Source organism: Bacillus sp. FDAARGOS_235, from assembly GCF_002073415.2.
Classification (GTDB): domain Bacteria; phylum Bacillota; class Bacilli; order Bacillales; family Bacillaceae_G; genus Bacillus_A; species Bacillus_A toyonensis.
In genome coordinates, this window is record NZ_CP020437.2 from 1178495 (window position 1) to 1199793 (window position 21299).

General features: G+C 33.0%; 20 protein-coding genes, 1 pseudogene and 1 riboswitch. Of the genes and pseudogenes, 6 read left to right on the forward strand and 15 right to left on the reverse strand.

Annotated features, from left to right (window positions below; genetic code table 11):
- Positions 1–155 precede the first annotated feature (155 nt).
- Together A6J74_RS07635 and A6J74_RS07640 are read left to right on the forward strand one after the other, a co-directional pair.
- On the forward strand, positions 156–1133 hold the full coding sequence (locus A6J74_RS07635) for a F510_1955 family glycosylhydrolase (RefSeq protein ID WP_000683854.1): 978 nt from the start codon (positions 156–158) through the stop codon (positions 1131–1133).
- A gap of 15 nt (positions 1134–1148) precedes the next feature.
- Positions 1149–1877: an urease accessory protein UreH domain-containing protein gene (locus A6J74_RS07640; protein WP_000493105.1), complete on the forward strand. Its 729-nt coding sequence runs from the start codon at positions 1149–1151 to the stop codon at positions 1875–1877.
- Between the two features lie 50 nt (positions 1878–1927).
- On the opposite strand, the gene A6J74_RS07645 is transcribed toward A6J74_RS07640, so the two are convergent.
- The gene (locus A6J74_RS07645) at positions 1928–2803 is read right to left on the reverse strand and encodes a LysR family transcriptional regulator (protein WP_001100321.1); all 876 of its coding nucleotides are present in this window, start codon (positions 2801–2803) and stop codon (positions 1928–1930) included.
- 143 nt (positions 2804–2946) lie between these two features.
- On the opposite strand from A6J74_RS07645, the gene A6J74_RS07650 reads away from it, so the two are divergent.
- Positions 2947–3654, forward strand: a complete 708-nt coding sequence (locus A6J74_RS07650) for an alpha/beta fold hydrolase (RefSeq protein ID WP_000109313.1) — start codon at positions 2947–2949, stop codon at positions 3652–3654.
- A gap of 71 nt (positions 3655–3725) precedes the next feature.
- On the opposite strand, the gene A6J74_RS07655 is transcribed toward A6J74_RS07650, so the two are convergent.
- Complete coding sequence (locus tag A6J74_RS07655) at positions 3726–4640, reverse strand: membrane protein (protein WP_000994710.1); 915 nt, start codon at positions 4638–4640, stop codon at positions 3726–3728.
- Between the two features lie 244 nt (positions 4641–4884).
- On the opposite strand from A6J74_RS07655, the gene A6J74_RS07660 reads away from it, so the two are divergent.
- A complete protein-coding gene (locus A6J74_RS07660) occupies positions 4885–5115 on the forward strand; it encodes a DUF896 domain-containing protein (RefSeq protein ID WP_000789785.1) in 231 nt (76 codons plus the stop codon).
- A gap of 49 nt (positions 5116–5164) precedes the next feature.
- Here A6J74_RS07660 and A6J74_RS07665 read toward each other — a convergent pair.
- The 8 genes and pseudogenes from A6J74_RS07665 to A6J74_RS07700 form a co-directional block, all read right to left on the reverse strand.
- Positions 5165–5658: pseudogene (locus tag A6J74_RS07665) on the reverse strand (CcdC family protein).
- A gap of 15 nt (positions 5659–5673) precedes the next feature.
- A complete protein-coding gene (locus tag A6J74_RS07670) occupies positions 5674–6069 on the reverse strand; it encodes a DUF2871 domain-containing protein (RefSeq protein ID WP_000737869.1) in 396 nt (131 codons plus the stop codon).
- A 147-nt stretch (positions 6070–6216) separates the two neighbouring features.
- A complete protein-coding gene (locus A6J74_RS07675; RefSeq protein ID WP_000358537.1) occupies positions 6217–6612 on the reverse strand; it encodes a cytidine deaminase in 396 nt (131 codons plus the stop codon).
- Positions 6613–6645: 33 nt separating this feature from the next.
- Positions 6646–7947 (reverse strand): pyrimidine-nucleoside phosphorylase, encoded by a 1302-nt coding sequence (locus A6J74_RS07680; protein WP_002093789.1) that lies wholly within the window; start codon positions 7945–7947, stop codon positions 6646–6648.
- A gap of 36 nt (positions 7948–7983) precedes the next feature.
- Complete coding sequence (locus A6J74_RS07685) at positions 7984–9165, reverse strand: NupC/NupG family nucleoside CNT transporter (protein WP_000876190.1); 1182 nt, start codon at positions 9163–9165, stop codon at positions 7984–7986.
- A 101-nt stretch (positions 9166–9266) separates the two neighbouring features.
- Positions 9267–9938, reverse strand: a complete 672-nt coding sequence (deoC, locus tag A6J74_RS07690; RefSeq protein WP_001017434.1) for a deoxyribose-phosphate aldolase — start codon at positions 9936–9938, stop codon at positions 9267–9269.
- 307 nt (positions 9939–10245) lie between these two features.
- Complete coding sequence (locus tag A6J74_RS07695; RefSeq protein ID WP_000409788.1) at positions 10246–11193, reverse strand: DNA-binding transcriptional repressor DeoR; 948 nt, start codon at positions 11191–11193, stop codon at positions 10246–10248.
- Between the two features lie 369 nt (positions 11194–11562).
- Complete coding sequence (locus A6J74_RS07700) at positions 11563–12153, reverse strand: TetR/AcrR family transcriptional regulator (protein ID WP_000169656.1); 591 nt, start codon at positions 12151–12153, stop codon at positions 11563–11565.
- Between the two features lie 626 nt (positions 12154–12779).
- Here A6J74_RS07700 and A6J74_RS07705 point away from each other — a divergent pair.
- Positions 12780–13445 carry a CPBP family intramembrane glutamic endopeptidase gene (locus A6J74_RS07705; RefSeq protein ID WP_001009315.1) on the forward strand — a complete coding sequence of 222 codons (666 nt, stop codon included), beginning with the start codon at positions 12780–12782 and terminating at the stop codon, positions 13443–13445.
- A gap of 339 nt (positions 13446–13784) precedes the next feature.
- Here the strand turns inward: A6J74_RS07705 and A6J74_RS07710 are convergent, their stop codons facing one another.
- From A6J74_RS07710 to A6J74_RS07735, 5 genes are all read right to left on the reverse strand, one after another.
- Entirely contained in the window at positions 13785–14411 is a 627-nt protein-coding gene (locus A6J74_RS07710) for a LysE family translocator (RefSeq protein ID WP_000432984.1), read from the reverse strand.
- Between the two features lie 234 nt (positions 14412–14645).
- Positions 14646–15725 carry a non-hemolytic enterotoxin subunit C gene (nheC, locus tag A6J74_RS07715; protein ID WP_001244618.1) on the reverse strand — a complete coding sequence of 360 codons (1080 nt, stop codon included), beginning with the start codon at positions 15723–15725 and terminating at the stop codon, positions 14646–14648.
- Between the two features lie 134 nt (positions 15726–15859).
- Positions 15860–17068 carry a non-hemolytic enterotoxin NHE subunit B gene (nheB, locus tag A6J74_RS07720; protein ID WP_000162968.1) on the reverse strand — a complete coding sequence of 403 codons (1209 nt, stop codon included), beginning with the start codon at positions 17066–17068 and terminating at the stop codon, positions 15860–15862.
- A 37-nt stretch (positions 17069–17105) separates the two neighbouring features.
- The gene (gene nheA, locus A6J74_RS07725; RefSeq protein ID WP_000751820.1) at positions 17106–18266 is read right to left on the reverse strand and encodes a non-hemolytic enterotoxin NHE subunit A; all 1161 of its coding nucleotides are present in this window, start codon (positions 18264–18266) and stop codon (positions 17106–17108) included.
- 601 nt (positions 18267–18867) lie between these two features.
- Positions 18868–20694 (reverse strand): APC family permease, encoded by a 1827-nt coding sequence (locus A6J74_RS07735; RefSeq protein WP_000254863.1) that lies wholly within the window; start codon positions 20692–20694, stop codon positions 18868–18870.
- A gap of 144 nt (positions 20695–20838) precedes the next feature.
- A riboswitch (cyclic di-AMP (ydaO/yuaA leader) is annotated at positions 20839–20986 on the reverse strand.
- Positions 20987–21126: 140 nt separating this feature from the next.
- On the opposite strand from A6J74_RS07735, the gene A6J74_RS30370 reads away from it, so the two are divergent.
- The gene (locus A6J74_RS30370) at positions 21127–21255 is read left to right on the forward strand and encodes a hypothetical protein (RefSeq protein WP_000038255.1); all 129 of its coding nucleotides are present in this window, start codon (positions 21127–21129) and stop codon (positions 21253–21255) included.
- The last annotated feature ends 44 nt before the right edge of the window (positions 21256–21299 follow it).

The following is a 21299-nucleotide window of genomic DNA, read 5'->3' on the forward strand; positions in this document are numbered from 1 at the left end:
ATAATTCATTCTATTATTGTTATAATTTTTCGTCAATTAATAATGTTTATATAGAAGATAAACTTTCATTACTAGGCATCTAATCACTCCACAATTTCTTGACATTTATTCCATATACTTAATATCTCATATATATAAGAAAGGAGCCTACAAACGTGAAACATTACGTAGGACTAGCCATTACTTCATTATTTATCATTACAGGATGCTCTAATAACGTAGAAACACCACCAGTAAAAAAAGAAACAGTTCAATCTCAGCCCCAAAATAAAGATAACGCAAATACGATTCCGCAAAACTTCTATAAAGAAATTACATCTGGAAAAATAGCGCACATTCACGGAATTGGCTATGCAGGAAATATGCCTGGTATTTCTATCGCAACTCATAGTGGTATAAAAGTTTATCAAAATGGAAAATGGTTTGAAACTGCTACACAGTTACACGATTATATGGGCTTTCAGGCAACTAAAAATGGATTTTTTGCTAGTGGGCACCCAGAACCAGGTGCAAATTTAAAAAATCCTTTAGGATTAATGAAAAGTTCTGATGGCGGCAATAACCTTGAAAAGCTAGCATTCTATGGAGAATCTGATTTTCATAACCTTGCTGTCGGATATAATACAGAAACGATTTATTTATATAACGAGCGTCCAAATTCTAAATTACAACAAGGTTTTTATTTCAGTACAAACAACGGACAAGAATGGAAAAATAGTAAGTTAAAAGGCCTTTCAAGTACAATCCATACATTTTCAGTACATCCGGATCAAGCGAGTGTAGTCGCAGTAAGTGCTAAAGATGGTATTTATTTATCTACAGATTACGGGAATACATTTGAACTATTCTCTACATCACTTGAATCGACAGCAGTTACATTAAGTAATGAAGATGTTTTTTACGCCCCTATCAATAAGCAAATGATAACGAAGAAATCAATTGCTACAAATGAAGAAACAAACTTACAGATTCCATCTTTAGATTCTAAAGATACAATTATGTATATATCACAAAACCCTCAAAATTCATCTGAAATAGTATTTGCTACAATGCAAGCAAATGTATTCCTTTCCACAGATAACGGTAAAACGTGGAAACAGATTACAAAAAATGGCTTATTACAATTTAATTAGAAAGGTGAATATAACGTGTTTTCAACAATTAGCGAGTGGAGTTATCAACTCATGTCTCCTTTAATGGATGTCACGAATGCTACGAAATCAATTCCTCTTTTATTTGCGTTTTTATTAGGCATAGTAGGTACCCTTGCTCCATGCCAATTAACAGGAAACATTAGCGCCATTACAATCTATGGCAATCAATCTTTACAAAAGGGACATATCTGGAAACATATATTGTTATTCATTTTAGGAAAAATAATAGCTTTTACGACGCTTGGACTATTAGTATGGGTGTTAGGAAAAGAAATTCAGCAAATATTAACTTTGTATTTCCCATGGTTACGTAAACTGATCGGACCTTTATTAATAATAATGGGGTTAATATTATCAGGTATTATAAAAGGTAGAAACTTCTTCTCTACCATCTTCCCTATCACATCTATACGAAAACAAAATGAAGTCAGCTCATTTTTGCTTGGGTTTTTCTTTTCGTTAGCTTTCTGCCCTACTATGTTTGTGCTATTTTTCGGAACATTAATACCACTCTCTTTAACATCTAATTACGGGTATTTATTTCCTACCTTTTTCTCTATAGGAACTGCTCTACCTGTCGTTGTATTACTGTCCATTATCTCCTACCTAGGCTTAAATGGAACACTACTTAAAAAGAGCCGAAAAATAGGGGGAAATATTCAGCGTATAGCTGGTGTACTTCTCGTTTTAATCGGACTTTATGATACCGCCCTATATTGGTAATACATACAAAAGGTAAGCTTCAGTGAAATGAGCTTACCTTTTGTATCATTTTATTCATTTTTCTTTTGTTGTAATTGTGTTAACAAATTCGTAACAAACGCGAGAAACAATGGATCTTTCTCTTTTTTAGGCGACCACTGCATAATGAGTTGCCGCGGGATTTCAATGTCTATCGGTTGCACGATAAAGTCATGAATAATTTGTTTATGAAGTCCTGATAACGGAACGATCGTTATACCGTTAACTTGTAAAGTAAGTGCTAATGCCGAGCTAATTGACTCTGACTCCATCACTTTATTCACTGTTATTTCGTTTTTCATTAAGTATGGTTCAAGTACTTCTTTACAACCAGAAAGTGGCATAATAAAAGGATAATTTTTCAATTCTTTACTAGTAAGATTAGGTGGAATATTCTTTGAAGAAACGATAACATAAGGATCTTCACCAATAACTTCATAGTGAAATCCTGGTATTAGATTTTCTTTTATAGAAATAGAAAAATCAGCACTTCCAGCAGACAGCCAATTTAAAACTTCTTGATAGCTTCCCTCTCTAACTGCAAGCACGTACTGACTTTGATCAATATTACCTAATTGGATACACTCTGCCAAACAATATACAGTAACGGAAGGGTACGTAGCTAATACAATCTTATACAAACTTTTATTCTTCAAGTGTAAAGCTGTTTCTTCAAGATTTTCATACTCCATTAGAAGTCGTTCTACACAAACTAAAAATTCTTTTCCATTTTCAGTTAACATCGTTCCTTGTCTAGAGCGCTCAAATAAAGTTAAAGCATATCGTTTCTCTAGTTTGTTTATAATATGCGTTATTGCTGGCTGTGTCATATGTAATTCCTTAGCTGCTAAACTAATGCTGTTCAACCGAGCCACATATTTAAAAACTTTAAAATCAAAGACGTTCATTCTGTTCTCCTTATATAAAAGATATTTATATCATCTATAAATAACCTTCATTATATTTATCAAACTACTTCCTATACACTAAGTATACACTATCAATTTTACAAAAAAATAAAGCATATAAACATTAGAGGAGTGTTGATTAAATGAGTACTTACGTTTTAGTACATGGAGCATGGCAAGGTGAATGGGCATGGGAATTAGTAAAACCTCAACTAGAGGCTTTAGGTCACACTGTTATTACACTAGACTTACCTGGAAGCGGGAAAGATACAACTCCTTCACAAAATATAACGTTAGATTCCTATGTTGATGCAGTAACAGCTACTATAAATCAACAAACTGAAAAAGTTATTGTTGTTGGACATAGTATGGGTGGAATTGTGATCACTCAAACCGCTGAACTTATACCGAATAAAATCGATAAATTAGTATATCTTTGTGCATTCTTACCACAAAACGGAGAAAGCCTTGGCAGTAAATTAGATGGTGAAGCTGGTCCACAATTTTCAATAAATGAGAACGACATGACAGCTGAACTTATACCTAATCTAATTGAAAAAACATTTTTAAATGCTACCGAAAATGAAGAGATTAAAGAAGCATCTTCCAAAAAAATGTGTCCTCAGCCACTAGGACCATTTCAACAACAGCTAAAAATTTCTGAAGAAAACTTCGGAACTGTAGATCGCATTTATATTGAAACAACTCTAGATAGAGCGATTCCAATTGATTTTCAGCGCCGAATGAATACAGAAACTCCATGCTCGAAGATTATTACTTTAGAAGCTGATCATTCTCCCTTCTTTTCAAAAGCAACAGAACTTGTGAATTGTTTACATGCGTTAAGCTAAATTTCATTTAATGAAAATAGACACCCGCGGGTGTCTATTTATTATGCTAACTAAGGATTGTATGTTCTTCTCTACATTTGCATTCCCTTTTGCTTCATCTCCCACTTTTTATACAGTAATACTGCACCAAATAAGAATACCCCCGCAACAAATGAACCTACTGGTAACATCTTTATCATTTCATCTGGAAATACGAGCGGCAGTAATGGAAATGCATATGCTGCTGGAATACGTACACCAACTATTTTTAATAAAATAAGCATTAAAATCATATTTAATAAAGTGACTATAATCCATGAGTCGATTGCAAAGTACAATAAAGTTCCAACAGTTGCAGATGTAGTTAATACTACTATTTGTTTACATACCATTTTTTCATTGTACATCGGTTTTTGAAGTGATTCATACACAACAACTAATATTGGCGGAATAACCGCTAATTGTTCATGACCAGTGATCCAGCATATACTTATCCAAATGAAATTTAGTATTAGAAATACAGCCATATATTTATATTGGATGTTAACTTTTCTTTCAATACCGCTATTCAATTTAAAAACAAGGACACCAAGCATTAAAATAAATGTTAAAACGAAGACTGAGATAACAAATGACCATTCAGTCGCATTTGTCACTAAAGGTAATAAACCTGTCGCAATAGATGGTGCTAAATTTGATTGTATAATACGTAAAAACAGCATCATGAATATAAGTGTTACGCTTACTTTTGCTATATAAACTAAATCCATTTGATTCACGATAAAACCAATACCAGCTGTTATTGACGGTGCAATAAAGATTTTTTCTGGCTGCCTTAACCAACCTGGCTCACGATACGCCCATAAAGCAATTGCCATCGCTGCTATTTCCGGCAAAATGACTTCCGGATCATTTAATAACACACCCGCTGTAACCATAGCTAAAATAAAGAAAATAGCAATCGTATATGAGATGATTGTTTCTTTTTTTGAAATTACTGCATTCATTATTACATACTCCCTTTACTTACTACTCTCACAATGTAAAACAAAATTTAATATACCCTACTAAGGTATTGTATATTAATATCTTTTCCATTTCAAGTATTCGTAATTTTTCCATTTTTCATCACCCATTACACTTACAAAAAAAGGATTTTTATAGGCGTTGACAATCATTGAAAGATAGGTTAAAATAACTATACATTAGTAAGTAACTAATGTAATTAAATCTAACTTGAGGTGAAAACAAATGAAAAACATTTTATTCCGTATTAACGAATTATCAAAAAAAGAAAAAACATCTGGATTAACAGTTGATGAAAAACAAGAACAACAAATGTTACGTCAAAACTATACAAAAACATTTCGTGGAAGTTTAGATTCCATTTTATTAAACACAAAAATTGTCGATTCAAATGGTTTTAATGTTACACCAGTTGCATTACAAGATGCTCAAATTCGTTTGAAATTAAGCAAATGAAATTAAAGCTAAAGAAACAATTGTATAAAACATAAAAGAGCTGGACTTTTCATAATGAAATTCCAGCTCTTTTTCTACTTAATATTGTTGTTTTTGCAATGTAACATACGAGCGATACATCGCAATTCTCCACGACACAATCATCGCAAATGCGAGTAAGAAAAACATCCCGCTTAATTGCGCCAAATCAAGTGTTTGGCTTAAATATGATTTTAATGCGACTCGTACAGCTAATAAACCAATTAAAATAAATATAAATGCTTTTGACGGTTTCATATATATATGTTCGCCTCTTACTTCGAACTTAGTTGTTTTAATAAGAAATATAGAGAAAATAAGTCCTGCGATAATTGCCTCTACTATTTCTAACGATGTTAATCGGAATTCCGGTAAGAAGAACATCATGGCGCCAGTACTCATAAAAATTGGCGGCAAAATAATTTTCTTTTTCGTAACCGGCTTTTTCGCTGACTTAAAGCGAAGAAACATAACACCAACGGCCATACAAACTGCTACGATACTTGATAAAAGTGCTACACTCATACTCTCCACTCCTATCTATTTAATAGACTTTTTGAGTAAAATCATAAACCAAACGAAACCGATACTTATAATAACATGACCTAATCCAGCCATATGGCTTAAACCGTTAAAGTCAGTTCCATTTACTTGTAGAAGACCTCTACATACCATTGTTACGATAGTAATAATTAATCCTGTATTATATACAACAAACCAGGCATGAAAACTTTTTGTTTCTTGTATTTGAAATACTTTAACTAAAGCAACAGCGACTAAAAAGAATATGAATCCAAGCACTAGTACGTGTGTATGTACTAATTGCAACATAGTGGAACCTTTAATTCCTTGTGCTTTCGTATACTCTCGCGCAAATACTCCTGATAATAAACCAATAATTAAGTAAATGAATGCTGCATTATATAATTTCTTCATTCTATTCCTCCTGCTGTAAACTTTCCATATTCGCTGCAATCATTTTACGCAAAGTTTATGAACGGAATATGAACAAAATATTACATTCTATTTTTAAAGAACAAAAAAGCCATTCCACAATTATTAATTGCGGAATGGCTTTTCAACTTATTTTAAATCATCAATTGTGAAAGCACCAGGCAGTAACTGCTCAACAGTCACTTCTTTTTCGTCACCTTTTACATTCGTTAGTAAAACTCGCATTTTCGGATCACAAAATTCAGCAATCACTTGTCTACAAGCACCACATGGTGAAATAGGTCCGTCAGTTTCTCCTGTAATGACTAAGTAACTAAAGTCGCGCTCCCCTTCTGATACTGCTTTGAATATTGCTGTTCTTTCTGCACAGTTACATAAACCGTAAGAAGCATTTTCTATATTACAACCAGTATAGATTTTACCTTCTTTTGTAACTAATGCAGCACCAACCGGAAATTTTGAATACGGAATATACGCTTTCGATAACATCTTATTTGCTTCTTCAATATATTTTTTCTTATCCATATTATTTCCTCCTCAAAGTAAATGTAATGTTGATTAGTCAGTAATAACAGTATGAACTAATTTAGGAGCCACTGCTGTTTCAGCGATAGAAATATTTTCATAAATTTTTGCTTTTACATCTTCTACATTTTCACGATTTGCGTAGATCGTTACGAATGGCTCGCCTTCTTTTACTGCATCGCCAACTTTTTTACGTAACATTAAACCTACAGCTAAATCGATTTCATCTTCTTTCGTTGCACGGCCTGCACCAAGTAACATTGCAGCGATACCGATTTCATCTGCAACAATGTTTGAAATCACGCCTGAAGTTTTAGCAGGTACATCAATTATATACTTCGCTTGTGGCATTTTTTCTGGATTGTCTACAATTGAGCTATCTCCACCTTGATTGCTTAAGAACTCTTTAAATTTCTCAGTTGCTTTTCCGTTTTTCATAACTTCAATTAACATTTCACGAGCTTCTTCTAACGTATTTGCTTTTTTCGCAAGTACGACCATTTGACTTCCTAATACAAGTACTAATTCTGTTAAATCTTCTGGCCCTTCACCTTTTAACGTATCAATTGCTTCTTTCACTTCTAGGGCATTACCAATCGCAAAGCCAAGAGGTTGTGACATATCTGAAATAACAGCCATTGTTTGACGTCCTACATTATTTCCGATGCGTACCATTGCATGTGCTAATTCTTTTGCATCTTCTTCCGTTTTCATAAATGCACCTGCACCGGTTTTTACATCAAGTACGATTGCGTCAGCACCAGCTGCAATTTTTTTACTCATAATTGAACTTGCGATTAGAGGAATTGAATTTACTGTTCCTGTTACATCACGTAATGCATAAATCTTTTTATCAGCAGGTGTTAAGTTTCCTGTTTGTCCGATAACAGCTACTTTGTCACGGTTTACAATATCAATGAACTGCTCTTTCGTAATTTCAACGTGGAATCCTTCCACTGCTTCTAATTTGTCAATTGTTCCGCCCGTATGTCCTAAACCACGACCTGACATTTTTGCTACTGGTACATCTAAAGCAGCAACTAATGGTCCTAATACTAATGTAGTTGTATCACCAACACCGCCAGTTGAATGCTTATCTACTTTAATGCCTTCAATTGCTGATAAGTCGATCGTTTCTCCAGACTCCACCATTGCCATCGTTAAATCTGCACGTTCACGATCTGTCATATCTTTAAAGAAGATTGCCATTGCAAGTGCACTCACTTGATAATCAGGAATACTTCCGTCTGTATATCCATTAATAAAGAATTTGATTTCTTCAGTCGTTAATTCTTTGCCGTCACGTTTTTTTGCAATAATATCTACCATTCTCATTACAATCACCATTCCTTTTTATATGATATGAATCTATTAAAATAATAAGCCAACGATTGTTGCTGATAAGAAACTTACTAGCGTTGCACCGAAAAGTAATTTCAAACCAAATCTTGCGACTACATTCCCCTGCTTTTCATTTAAGCTCTTAACTGCCCCTGCAATAATTCCAATTGAAGAGAAGTTTGCAAATGAAACTAAGAATACAGATATAATCGCTGTCGTTCTGTCTGAGAAATTAAAGTTCCCTTGCGCTAAATCTGTCATAGCGACAAATTCATTCGATACAAGTTTTGTTGCCATAATATTACCGGCATTAACTGCTTCATGCCATGGAACACCCATAATAAATGCAAATGGTGCAAATACATAACCAAGAATTTCTTGGAATGAAATACCGATTACACCTTTAAATACTGCATTAATGAATGCGATAAGAGCAACGAAACCAACTAACATAGCTGCTACTGTAATCGCAACTTTAAATCCATCGATAATGTATTCCCCTAATACTTCAAAGAAAGTCTTCTTCTCTTCTTCTTGCACTTCTAACATATCTTCTTCTTCAGTAACTTCATACGGGTTAATGATAGAAGCAATGATAAAGCCACCGAATAAGTTAAGCACTAAAGCGGTTACAACATATTGCGGTTTTAATAACACCATGTATGATCCAACGATAGACATAGAAACTGTAGACATTGCAGATGCACATAATGTGTACATTCTTTTCTCTGGCAATAATCCTAGTTGTTTCTTAACTGAAATAAACACTTCAGACTGTCCTAAAATCGCAGAAGCTACCGCGTTATATGATTCTAGTTTACCCATTCCATTTACTTTACTTAATGCTAGACCGATAGATTTCACAATAATAGGTAATACTTTAATATGTTGCAAAATACCTATTAAAGCTGATATAAATACGATTGGCATTAATACACTTAAAAAGAATGAAAACTCTTTTTGATTTACTAATCCACCAAATACGAAATTCACACCATCAGCGGCATATTTTAATAATTCCCCAAAACCATCTGCTATTCCGCTAATTAATATATTCCCTACACTTGTATTTAATAGTAAAAACCCCAAAATGAATTGTAATATAACCATCGTTATGATTGGACGATATTTGACTTTCTTTCTATCATTACTAGCAAGCCAAGCGATACCTAAAATCAATACGAGGCCAAAAACACCGATTAAGTATTTCATAAGCCGTCTCCTCCCATTCGTATCCGCTTACATTCTTTTCAATTGTTAAAGCAATAGATACACTATACTTTGTGTATCTATCGCTTTTCACACTTTATTAATTAGTAGTTATCTGTAGCACCTTTTGCATCGTTTAATACGATTGCAACACTAGCGCTTGCTCCAACACGAGAAGCTCCAGCAGCTACCATTTTATCTGCATCTTCACGTGTACGAACTCCGCCAGATGCTTTTACACCAACGTTTGGTCCTACCGTTTTACGCATTAATGCGATATCTTCAGCAGTTGCTCCGCCAGTTGAGAATCCAGTTGAAGTTTTTACGAAATCAGCGCCAGCTTTTACTGATAATTCACAAGCACGAACTTTTTCTTCGTCTGTTAGAAGGCAAGTTTCAATGATTACTTTTACAAGAGCTTTTCCTTTTGCTGCTTGTACTACTTCATAAATATCTTTTTCAACGAACTCATTGTCGCCATCTTTTAAAGCACCTACGTTGATTACCATATCAACTTCAGTTGCACCTTTTGCGATAGCATCTTTTGTTTCGAATGCTTTTGTTTCAGTAGTGCTTGCTCCTAATGGGAAACCGATTACAGTACAAACGTCTACATCATGTCCAGCTAATTCTTCAGCAGCTAGCTTTACCCATGTAGGATTAATACAAACAGAAGCGAATTTATATTCCTTTGCTTCCTCGATTACTTTCATAACATCTTCTTTTGTAGAATTAGCTTTTAAAATTGTATGGTCAATTAACTTTGCAATATTCATTATTATCACTCCTCATATCTTTTAACAACTTCATTCTAACTCTTAGTTGAACAAATGTAAATACACTTTTGAAATTTTGTTCATTCTTTTTTAAAAGGAATTTTCTTGTAGTAAATAAAGCGCATTCTAACTAAGAAACAATTCACATTTAAAATCAAAACTTTTATATTAACAATGGTAGTATGTATCTCAATATCCATAATTATTTTTAAAAAGGCAATTTGTATTCAAAAAACACTCCCATAATTCATACATAACAAAATAAAAGGCTTTCTCAAAATTAACATCTTGAGAAAGCCTTTTATTTCTAACCTTTTTGATAATGTAACAGTTCTTTTGCTGTATGCTGATCAATAATTAATACATTTGCATACCCGCCACGTAACGCACCATCAATTGCTTGTATTTTTCTATTACCACCTGCAACTAAAATAGAACGTTTCTTTAATTTAAGTTCCTCTAACTCAATTCCAATGGTACGCTTATTAATTTCTTCACTACTAATATTTCCGTCTCCGTCAAAGAAACGTGAACAAATGTCACCGACAGCTTGTTTTTTCAGAATGTTCGTTTCATCCTTATCTAAATATCCTAATCGGAATAATAACGCTTCATCACGCACTGTTCCGACAGTGAAAACTGCAATATTTGCTTGTTTCCCCATTTCAATAATGTGATGAATATGTCGATCCTGCTCTACTAATTCTTTTGTCACCGCATTATCAAATATAACTGGGAGCGGTAAATTTCTTGGTGTCGTTTGAAAAGCCTCTGCAAATAAAGCAATGGTCTCATTCGCATATGTATTTACACTCGAATGACTAATACCACCTTTTAGCTGGACAACTTCTACACCTTTCACATGTTGTGGTACGATTTTCCTAGCGATTTCATACATCGTCATTCCCCAGCTTACACCGACGATATCACCGTTTTTCACTGTCTTTTCCATGTACTCAGCCGCATATTTACTAATATACTCAGTAATCGTTGCATATTCTGGCACTGGAGAAAATACTACATGCGCCTCTAACAAGTTGTACTTTTCTTTCAATAAATTCCCAACGTTATCTAAATCAGCAAATGGATCGGCTATACTAATTTGAACAAATCCTTTTTCTTTCGCGTACTTTAATAATCTAGAAATCGTCGGTCTTGAAATATTTAATTTGTTAGCAATTTCTTGCTGACTATAATCGGATTGATAATATAATCTTGCAACTTCAACGCTTAATTGTTGTTTATCTTTTTCCATAATAACTTATTACAAACCCTTTCCTGTATTTCCCTTTCGTTACAAGCATTATACAGCTTTATGCAAAAAAATTCGACTACCGAATTTTTACTAACTGAACTTCTACTTCACTTAGTATATACAATGAAACCTTTTTGTGTAGATTTACAAACTCAATATAGATACACTTGAAACATATAAATCGATTTATATGTAATTCATTCTTTTTTCTTTTTCTGTAGTAACGATAACAAAGCCGTTCAATAAGAAACATGAAACATCGTCTAAAAACTATTCAAATACCCCTCATAAACTGAAGATACTGTTTATGAGGGGTATTCATTCAATTTAAGTCTATAAAAATTGGATGGAAACAATGCAAGTTCTCACTTATTTAGAATAAGAGAAAAGATGATGTTTTATTTGTTCAATAAAATAATGATGGTGTATATTATCGTTAGATACTCGACTTGCCATAATAGCTCCCTCCATTGAAGATGCAAGAAAAGAAGCGAGCGATATAATATCTAAATCTTCTTTAAATTCTTGTTTCTCTATTCCTTCCTTTATGAGAGAGGCCATTAACATTACTGTATCATCATAACCTTTTGCTGCTGCTTTTTGTAATTCTGGAAATACTCCAGTACTTTCAATTGCGCTATTAAGTAATGGACAGCCTCCAGCAATAGGGGGGTTATTAGCTGCATCTTGATATACAAGGAATATTGCAAGGATTTTATCGATTGCTGTCTTTTTATTTTCCATCGCTTTATGAAAATGGTTCCACATAATCTCACCACTTTTGTCGTAGGCAGCAAGGACAATTTCTTCTTTATTTTTGAATCTACGATAAATAGCTCCTTTAGATAGTTCAGTAGCTGTCATTATATCCTGAATGGATGTATAAGTTATTCCATTAGTATTAAATAAATATAAAGATGTTTCAATAATCTTTTCTTTTACCTTATCAACTTTAGTCATGCTTTGTGGTCCTCCTAATAAAACGAACTTAATATTCAAGGTGATTTTTACTATGATTTTTTTGAATTTTTATTGTAAGTATAAATAAGTTTGAAGCAAAAATATCTTATCAATCCCTATCTTATAGGAACCTAAAACAATACAGTTTGAGGTTCATTAAATTATGTTATCTATAACATTCGAATGAATTTTCTGTTAATAACAATGTGAACAATCGGTTAATTCAGTCATATTATACAACTAATTCTATTTAAAACCATAGAAGAAGTAAAAATATATAGTTAATTTTAATGTTTAGACATATAACTATTATATATAATTTTTATTAATATGTTTAGCTAAAGGGATGAGCTACTCCCACTTTCATTTCATTCTATAAAAGGGTAATCATTAATGATTGCTGTAATTTGATTGTAAATAAACAACCGATATATAAATATACTCGGTTTTTACTATTTTGATTTTGTTAATAATTTGTAAAAAGGGTTTAAAAAACTAGAAACTTATAGTATCATTAGATTCCGAACCGAACGGTTCGGTTCGGAATCTTGTATAAATTAGAAGGAGAACCTTATGCAGAAAGAAAAATCAAAGATTCTAAGTAATTTAATTATGGAGGTAATAAGGTGAACTTTATTAAAATGAATCAAAAAGAACTTATTATGCTACTAGTTTATCCAATGTTTACACTATTTCAAATTGGCTTGTTCATATTATTTGGCATATCACTTTTAACTAATGTCAATTTAGTTGAATCAGAATTTGCTCTTGGTGCCATGAGCTTGACTATACCTACTATTCTAGGAGTAATGTTCTTTAGGAAAGAAATTATTCAAAGTTTTACTTATTTTAAAGAGAAGAAAATTTTGAAAATAGTAAGTATTCCTATAGTGGTTTTATTTATGGTAATTGTGGAAAATTCTATTATGCATTTTCTAAATACAGGTCAGCCAGAGAACCAAGAACAGGTCCTTACACAAGGGGCAGAGATTCCTATTATATTCACATTGCTCCTATTTGGAATCATGGGTCCAGTAATTGAAGAAATTATGTTTCGCCATATATTATTAAATCGTTTTTCGCATTATGTTGGTACTGCTATTGCATCTATCATTTCAATTATAATTTTTACAGTACTTCATACGAACCAGCTTTCGGATATTGCTATTTATTTACCTGGATCGGTAATTCTTACTGCGGCTTATCTTATTTCTAACAGATCCATTGCATATGTTATGGCGATACATGTATTAAATAATTCTATTGCTTTCATTCAAATGTACATGTCATAGTGAGACATATGTTAAACAATGGCATTACTTTCATTCTAAACTAGACTTGTTTCTGTTGCAGAGTTAAAAAATAGAAATAGATATTAATAAATGGGGAGTGCAATTTAGATAGTGACTAATGATTTGTGTAATTCCTTGCACGTCAAAAAACCACAGTTTGGATGTAAACTGTGGTTTTTTTTATATAGGGGACCCACATCACAATTAAACTAAGAAAAGCAAATATCCTGAGATAAGAAAATTGGTATGAAGGTGTGAAATCAATTATAAAATGGTAGCTTTAGAATAAATGAAACGAGAAATTACCGTCATTGTTTATTTCTCATTTCATTTACATATTTATTTTTGGAAAAATAACCTAACTCCAAATACTAATAATACTGTGCCAGTAATACCCTCTATTGTACGGTTCACTTTTTCTTTTCTTAAAAAAGTTCTTAATTGACGTATTAGCGTGATATAAAGCAAATACCATATTGCTGTCAAAGTCGTAAATGTGAGTCCTAACAAAAGAAATTGGAAGAAATGACTTTGATTGCTCACAATAAATTGGGGTAAAAAACTTAGGAAAAATACAGCAGTTTTTGGGTTTAAAATTGCCGTAGTAAATCCTTGTCTAAAACTTTTAATTGCTCCAATATCTTTATAGTCCATTTCTACTGAACCTGACATATCTTCTTTTCTAGAAAAAGCACTTTTAATTGACTTCACAGCTAAGTACATTAAATAAAAAGCCCCAGCATATTTTATAAATGTAAATAACATAGCAAATTTCATTAGGATGGCAGAGAGTCCTAGCGTAGCCATTATTGTATGAATCATCATTCCAGATATCGTTCCTAAGACGGTCTTTATCCCACCATTTTTACCATGCGAGATAGTATTTTTTGTAACTAAGGCAAAACCAGGACCAGGCATAATTATGATTAGCATTGCTGTAAGGATAAATAATAAATAATTTTCCATGTTCTAAGATTTCCTTTCTAATTTTTAGTTTTGCTTACAGTATAGCTTTTTTCATTAAAACATTACATATAAAAGGCTTGATCAGAAGTTTATCTGGGTTATTAGTATCAATTTGGCTAAACATTATCCCAAAGCCATATTGATAAAACACATGGCAAACTTATATATCAAACGACAAGTTCAACTCTCACAAAAAACAGGATAAAAAAATAAACAGCAGAACTAGTCCACTGTTTATTTCGCCACACCTTCATGTAATTTTTCTGTATAATCTTTTACATCTTTCCAGCTATCTTTCGCTGTATATAAATCTTCTTTTATAAACGTAAACTCTTCCGGACTAATTCCTTTTACGTTTTGTAGTAAATTATTATATTTTGCACCTACTGTATACCATTGATTTGATATGTTTTGTAGTGCTGTAATTGCTGCATCAATTGTTTCTGTCATATTTGTTGTTTTATTTTTCACATCTGTCAAAATTGCGACTTCTGCTTGTGCGCCAGAAATTCTATCTTTTAAATTGGCTATTTCTCTTTCTGCATTTGCGATATCTTTTTTCGCAATCGCAATCATCGGTCCGCCAGCAAGACATGTTATTAACGCTACGCAAAGTACACCACCAGCAATAACCATATCATTACTCTTTTTAATCGAATCATTATATGTATTTATTTGTTGCTCTAATGCTGGAATACCAGCATTCGTACTCGCCAAAATCGAAGTTAATTGATTTGTATCTTCTTTAAAACTGTTTGTATCTTTCGCCATTCTATCGCGAAATGCTTTTAAATTCCCTAATAAAATATCTACTTCATTTTGATTTTTTAAAATGTCCGCATACAACTTTTCTAAATCCGCTTTTAATTTACCGCTATCCTTTTGATCAATCGCTACTAGCATGCTATTATAGTACGCTTGAAAAGTATTATTGTAATTAATAATATTTTGATCCGTTTTCATAATTTGAGGCTTCATATTATTTAACCAATACGCTGCATTAATTTTTGCATCTCTTTGGTGCTGAACCATATTTCCTTTCAACTCACTATTAATTGAACTTATTTTACTCAAATCAGTCTCTTGCTGATTTTGAATTAATTTTGCATATGAATCCATTGCAAATATGCTCGATGTCGTTTGCGCCATTACATCTTGGAAACCTGCTGGTCCAAGAGAATAATTTTTCGCATTTTCTTGCAATGTTTTTACGTTTTGTTCCGCTGCAAAAGGATGTAAAGGAAACGCGTTACTTGTTGCGAATCCAGCAATCATTATCGTTAAAAGACATTTTTTATAGAATTTATTACGCATAATTATCACCTATTCTTTTTATGAGGATATGAAACGTTAGAGGTAAAAAAAGCTCCTGCTCACTACTGAACAGGAGCTCTCTATTATTTAAAAATCATTTATCTGTACGTAATGCTGTAACAGTTCAATTACTATTATGCTTTTTTCGTATCTACTACTTTAATATCCTCAGCATAAATCTTTTCTGCATAGTCCTTAATGTTTTTCCAGCTATCTTTCGCAATGTTTAAATCTTCTTTAATGAAAACAAGATCGTTTGGACTAATTGAATCTACATTTTGAAGTAAAGAATTGTATTTTGATCCCATTGTGTACCATTGGTTTGAAATATTTTGTAACGCTGTAATTGCAGTATCAATTGTATTTGTTAAATACTCTGTTTGTGTTTTAATGTTCGTTAATCCTGCTACTTCTAATTGCGCAGTTGTAACTTGTCCTGTTATCTTTTGAATTTCTGCTTGTGCATTATCAAGCTCTTTCTTCGCTAAAACAATACCAGCTGTACCACCACCTACAGCTGCCGCACCACCTGCAATTAACGCGACTCCTAGCGGCGTTCCTGCACCAGTTGCAATAACTACTGCACCACCGATAATTGCAATTGGTCCTAACGCTGTAGCAACTGATGAACCGATAATAATTGCATTATATTTACTAATTGCTTCATTGTACGTTGTAATTTGATTTTGCAATAGCGGAATTCCAGCGTCTTGACTAGCTAAGATAGATGTAATTTGATTTGCATCTCCCTTGAAGTTTTGCGTATCTGACGTCATTTTATTGCGGAATTTCTTCAAGTCTTCTACTAATTGATCTACTTGTGCTTTATTTTCATTAATACTACTTGATAATCTAGTTAAGCCTTTCGTAAGAGTCGCTTTATCTTTTGCATCTACCGCAGCAACTAAAGTATCATAATAGTTTTGGAATTTCGTATTGTAATTAATGATATTTTGATTCGTTGAAATAAGCTGTGGCTTTAATACATCTAACCATTGCTTCGCATTTCCTCTAGCTGTATCTTGGTGCTGAATCACTTTCCCTTTTAAAGCCGCATCAACAGACGATACATTACCAAAGTTAACATTACCTTGTTTAATAATTGTTAAAGCGTACAGATCCATTACTAAAGCGTTTGAACCTGTTCTTTCCATTGCATCTTTTAGGCCTTCTGGTCCTAATGAGTATTCCTCATAGTCATTATAAGCTTTTGCTACAGCATGAACTGGAGCTTGTTTCACTGTACTTTCAGCTGCATACGTATGGGCCGGCATAATATTCCCTGCTGCAAATACTGCCATAAGTGCTGATAGAGCCATTACTTTATAAGGTTTTTTTGTCATTTTTCTTCTCTCCCTATATCGCTAATTATTTTTCTGTTTAATGTACTTCAACGTTTGTAACATAATCTTCAAATTGATTTGTTTGCTTATTCATTTCATCACTTACTTTTTTAAGTTGATTGAAATGTTTTTGAAGTAAACTACTGTCTGTATACGTGCCTTCTTCAATATTTGTTTGAATTTGGATCATATTATTATTGAAAACTTTCCAATCCGCTAATAACGTTTCTAAAGTTGCGATTTGGCGATCAATTAGTTCTGTAAAGCTACTTACTTGATCTTCAACGAATGTAATTTGAGTCGCCTCTGATTCAGTCTGTGATAACTTTTGAATAAGTGGTAATAGCTCTTTTTGCTTTTGTTGAATACGAAGAGCTGCTTCCCTCGTTTGACTATCTGCAGCATTTACAATTTCATTACTTAAAGTACCGATAGAAACAAAGTCGATTGTTTTCGTTTGTGCAGTTTGATTTGTAATTGTAAATACTTGTTTACCGATATTAATAGAACCTTTAATGATTTCTTGCGGTCTATTCAAAATAGTAGTTAGTTCAGCTTGAATTTCCCCTTGAATTCTTTTAATATCTTCTCTTAATTTCACAATATCCCCATTTGATCCTTGCAGTGTTTTTATTGCTTCATCAGCTTTAATCGATAAGTTATTGCTATCTTTGTCTAATACTGTTTTAAATCGATTTAACTCTAATAAATCTTGCTCCATACTCTCTTGGATGCTTTGTACTTGCAGTTGTAATTTTCCATATGCATTTGTAAAATCTGCTTTTGCTTGTTCATCTTCATTTACGTTTCCTGCTAGTTCATAGAGCTTACTATAATAACTATTAAATCTAGTACTATATCTCATCATCTCTTGATTTAAATCGATTAACTTCGGATTATATTCATCGATCCACTCTCTTACATTTGCCTTTGCAAACTTTTGATGATTCGTCAAACTACTCATCGCATTCACCTTAATGTCTGGCTGTTGTAAAATAACTAATCCGTATGCTTGTATAAGCGGTGACTGTGATCCTAACATTCTAATTGAATTGGATAATGTATTTGGAGCAATTACATTTTGTGCATATACTGCTTTCACTTCTGTTTGCCCCTCCTTAGCGTAAGCGCTTACAGGAATGAAGCAACTCGTAGATACTGCTGTAACCAATAACCCTGTAATTAAAGTCTTTTTCACTTTAACTCCTCCTATGTATTAGCAACTATTACTATCGCATTTTATTATTCTATTTTCTTGCAATTAATTTGAGATGGTTAAAATAGAGAACATTCTCACCGTGATTCGTGTACGAACCATCTCTCCTAACTTTTTTCTACAGTACTTACTTATTGTTATAAAACATTTCATACCTTTTCATATGTGCTTAGTATGAATAGATTTGTATAAAATTTCTATTCTATTGCAATTTTCACATTCATACAGTGAATATATTACATAAAAATATTATTCATTTTAAACTAATTCACGTATAAAAGTATGAAATTTCGTTTTGTTTTCAAGTAAGTTTTGTACTGTAAGGTCATTTAAACACAGCTATTTATATAACGTAAAGAAGTATTTTCATTCCCTTTATTTTCAAGCTCTCATGTCCTTATCCCAAAATAAAATTCGTTTCACTTTCCCGATTAAAATATCCATATATCACAACAGAAAACACTACTTACTCACAACGGATAAAATTATATTAATATAATTTTTAGTTAAATATGCAATAATGCATAGCGTATACACAAAAAGGATAGCTTCACTTTCGTGAAACTATCCTTAAAAAATCTTCTTACTTTTTCAAATGATATGGAACTGTCGTAATAACAACATTTCTCTTATAGAGTAAATACGCACGTATGAGTAAACTTGATTGATTATGAAGAATGTTATGCCAGCCTTTTTTCGGAATAAACTGTGGTATAACGACCGTAACTCGATAATTTGATTCACTCGCTTTATATTGCACTGTATCAATGAACTTAGTTAGCGGCTGAATAATACTTCTATAATGAGAATGCAATGTAACAAGCCTTACTTCAGGTTGCCACTTCTTCCATTTCTCTTCAAATTTCTTTTCCTCTTCTCTGTCAAAAGCAACATATACAGCGATAACTTGATCTGCAGAAAGAGCCTTCGCATAGTTCAATGAATTTTCTACTACATGAGTCATACCAGCTACAGGAACGAGAATTACATTCCCCTCAATCGGAATAAGAGGCTCACAAGTTTTTAAACTTAATTGATCACCGACTGCATCATAATGCTTCTTAATTCGATGGAACAAGAAGATAATAGCAGGTAAGAAAATAAGGATCGACCAAACTTGAGCGAATTTAGTTAAAAAGAACATGCTCATAACGATAAAACTAATGACTGCACCAATTAAATTAACCGTTAATCTTAAAGCCCATCCTTCAGGTTTTTCACGAAGCCATTTTAATACCATACCCGTTTGAGAAAGTGTAAATGGAATAAACACACCTACTGCATATAGCGGAATTAAATGTTCTGTTTGACCTTGGAAAGCTACAATTAAAATAATCGAAGCAATTCCAAGTATAATAATACCGTTTGAGTAACCAAGACGGTCTCCTCTAATCGTAAACATTCTCGGTATGAATTTATCTTTTGCAAGGTTAACTGCTAATAATGGAAATGCAGAATACCCTGTGTTAGCAGCAAGAATTAATATTAAAGCTGTTGTGCCTTGTATGAAATAGTACATGAAATTACGTCCAAATGTTTGTTCAGCAATTTGGGAAACAACAGTTACTTCTTTACTCGGTGTAATTCCGTAATAATAAGCTAAAAATACAATTCCTGAAAATAACACAGCAAGTAATGCACCCATCGCAAGCAAAGTTTTCGCTGCATTGTTTGGTGCAGGATCTTTAAAGTTTGGAATTGCGTTTGAAATCGCTTCAACACCTGTTAAAGCCGAACTACCTGATGCAAATGCTCTTAACAGTAAAAACAAACTAATTCCCGCAACCGGCGTTCCAATCGGCGTGTGTAAGGTCGGTGAAACGTGACCAGTTAAAATATTGTATATCCCTACACCAATTAATATAAATAGTGCTAAAACGAATAAATAAACAGGATATGCTAAAACGGAAGCTGACTCTGTTACACCTCTTAAATTTAATATGGTTATAAATATAACAAATATAATCGCAATGATTACATTATGTGCATGTAAGCTAGGAAAAGCAGATGTTAACGCATCTGTACCTGCTGATACACTTACTGCAACAGTTAAAATATAATCCACTAATAAAGACCCTCCAGCTATTAAGCCTGGATTCATCCCTAAGTTTTCTTTTGATACAACATATGCGCCCCCGCCATGTGGGTAGGCAAAAATAATTTGACGATAAGATAAAATAAGAGCTGTCAATAATACTAATACCCCAATAGCGATCGGAATGGAATACCAATACGCAATCGCTCCAAGACCTGCTAAAGCGATTAAAATTTGCTCTGGTCCGTATGCAACTGATGACAATGCGTCAGAAGATAGAATGGCTAGCGCCTTCGTTTTATTAAGCTTTTGCTCTCCTAACTCAGTTGATTTTAACGGCCTTCCAATTAAAAATCTTTTAATAGATGAAACCACAGCTGTCCACTCTCCAATAATTTTGTACGAACGATTCTGCTTGTTACAGCCAGCAAACTATTTCTTCAGAAAACAAAAAATGTCTACAAGCCATAGCGAAATAGACTTGTAGACATTATTTTTTTTGTCGCACAAGCTCCACCTTCCTTCTCAATATAACGCTTACGAGGTTAGCTGTCGGATTCGGGCCTATGAGTAGCCCTACCTTTTTTTAAGGATTCACCCCATCGGATTATGTACTAATCCGTAAGAACGGGTCCCCCGTACCATGCGGTTTCAGCGATTTAGAAAATTGAAACTGTGGATTATAATACTCCTTTATTTTCAAAATGTAAACAAAAATTTTTAAAAAGAAAAAATTTAAAATGATTGCGCATAATCCGCTGATAAATATACATAATGAATACTAAAAAACCCTTAAAGGAGACCCGTATGTCTAAAAAGAAGAAACCGCTTTTTTCCGATTCATATTTAGATGCAGTAGCAAATGAAATTAATCAGTTATATGGTAAACGTGAACAGGAAATAAACTTGACAGAAAGAATTAAAAGAAACAAATAATTTGTCATACGCAAATAAAAAAGATAGCAATACACTTATATATT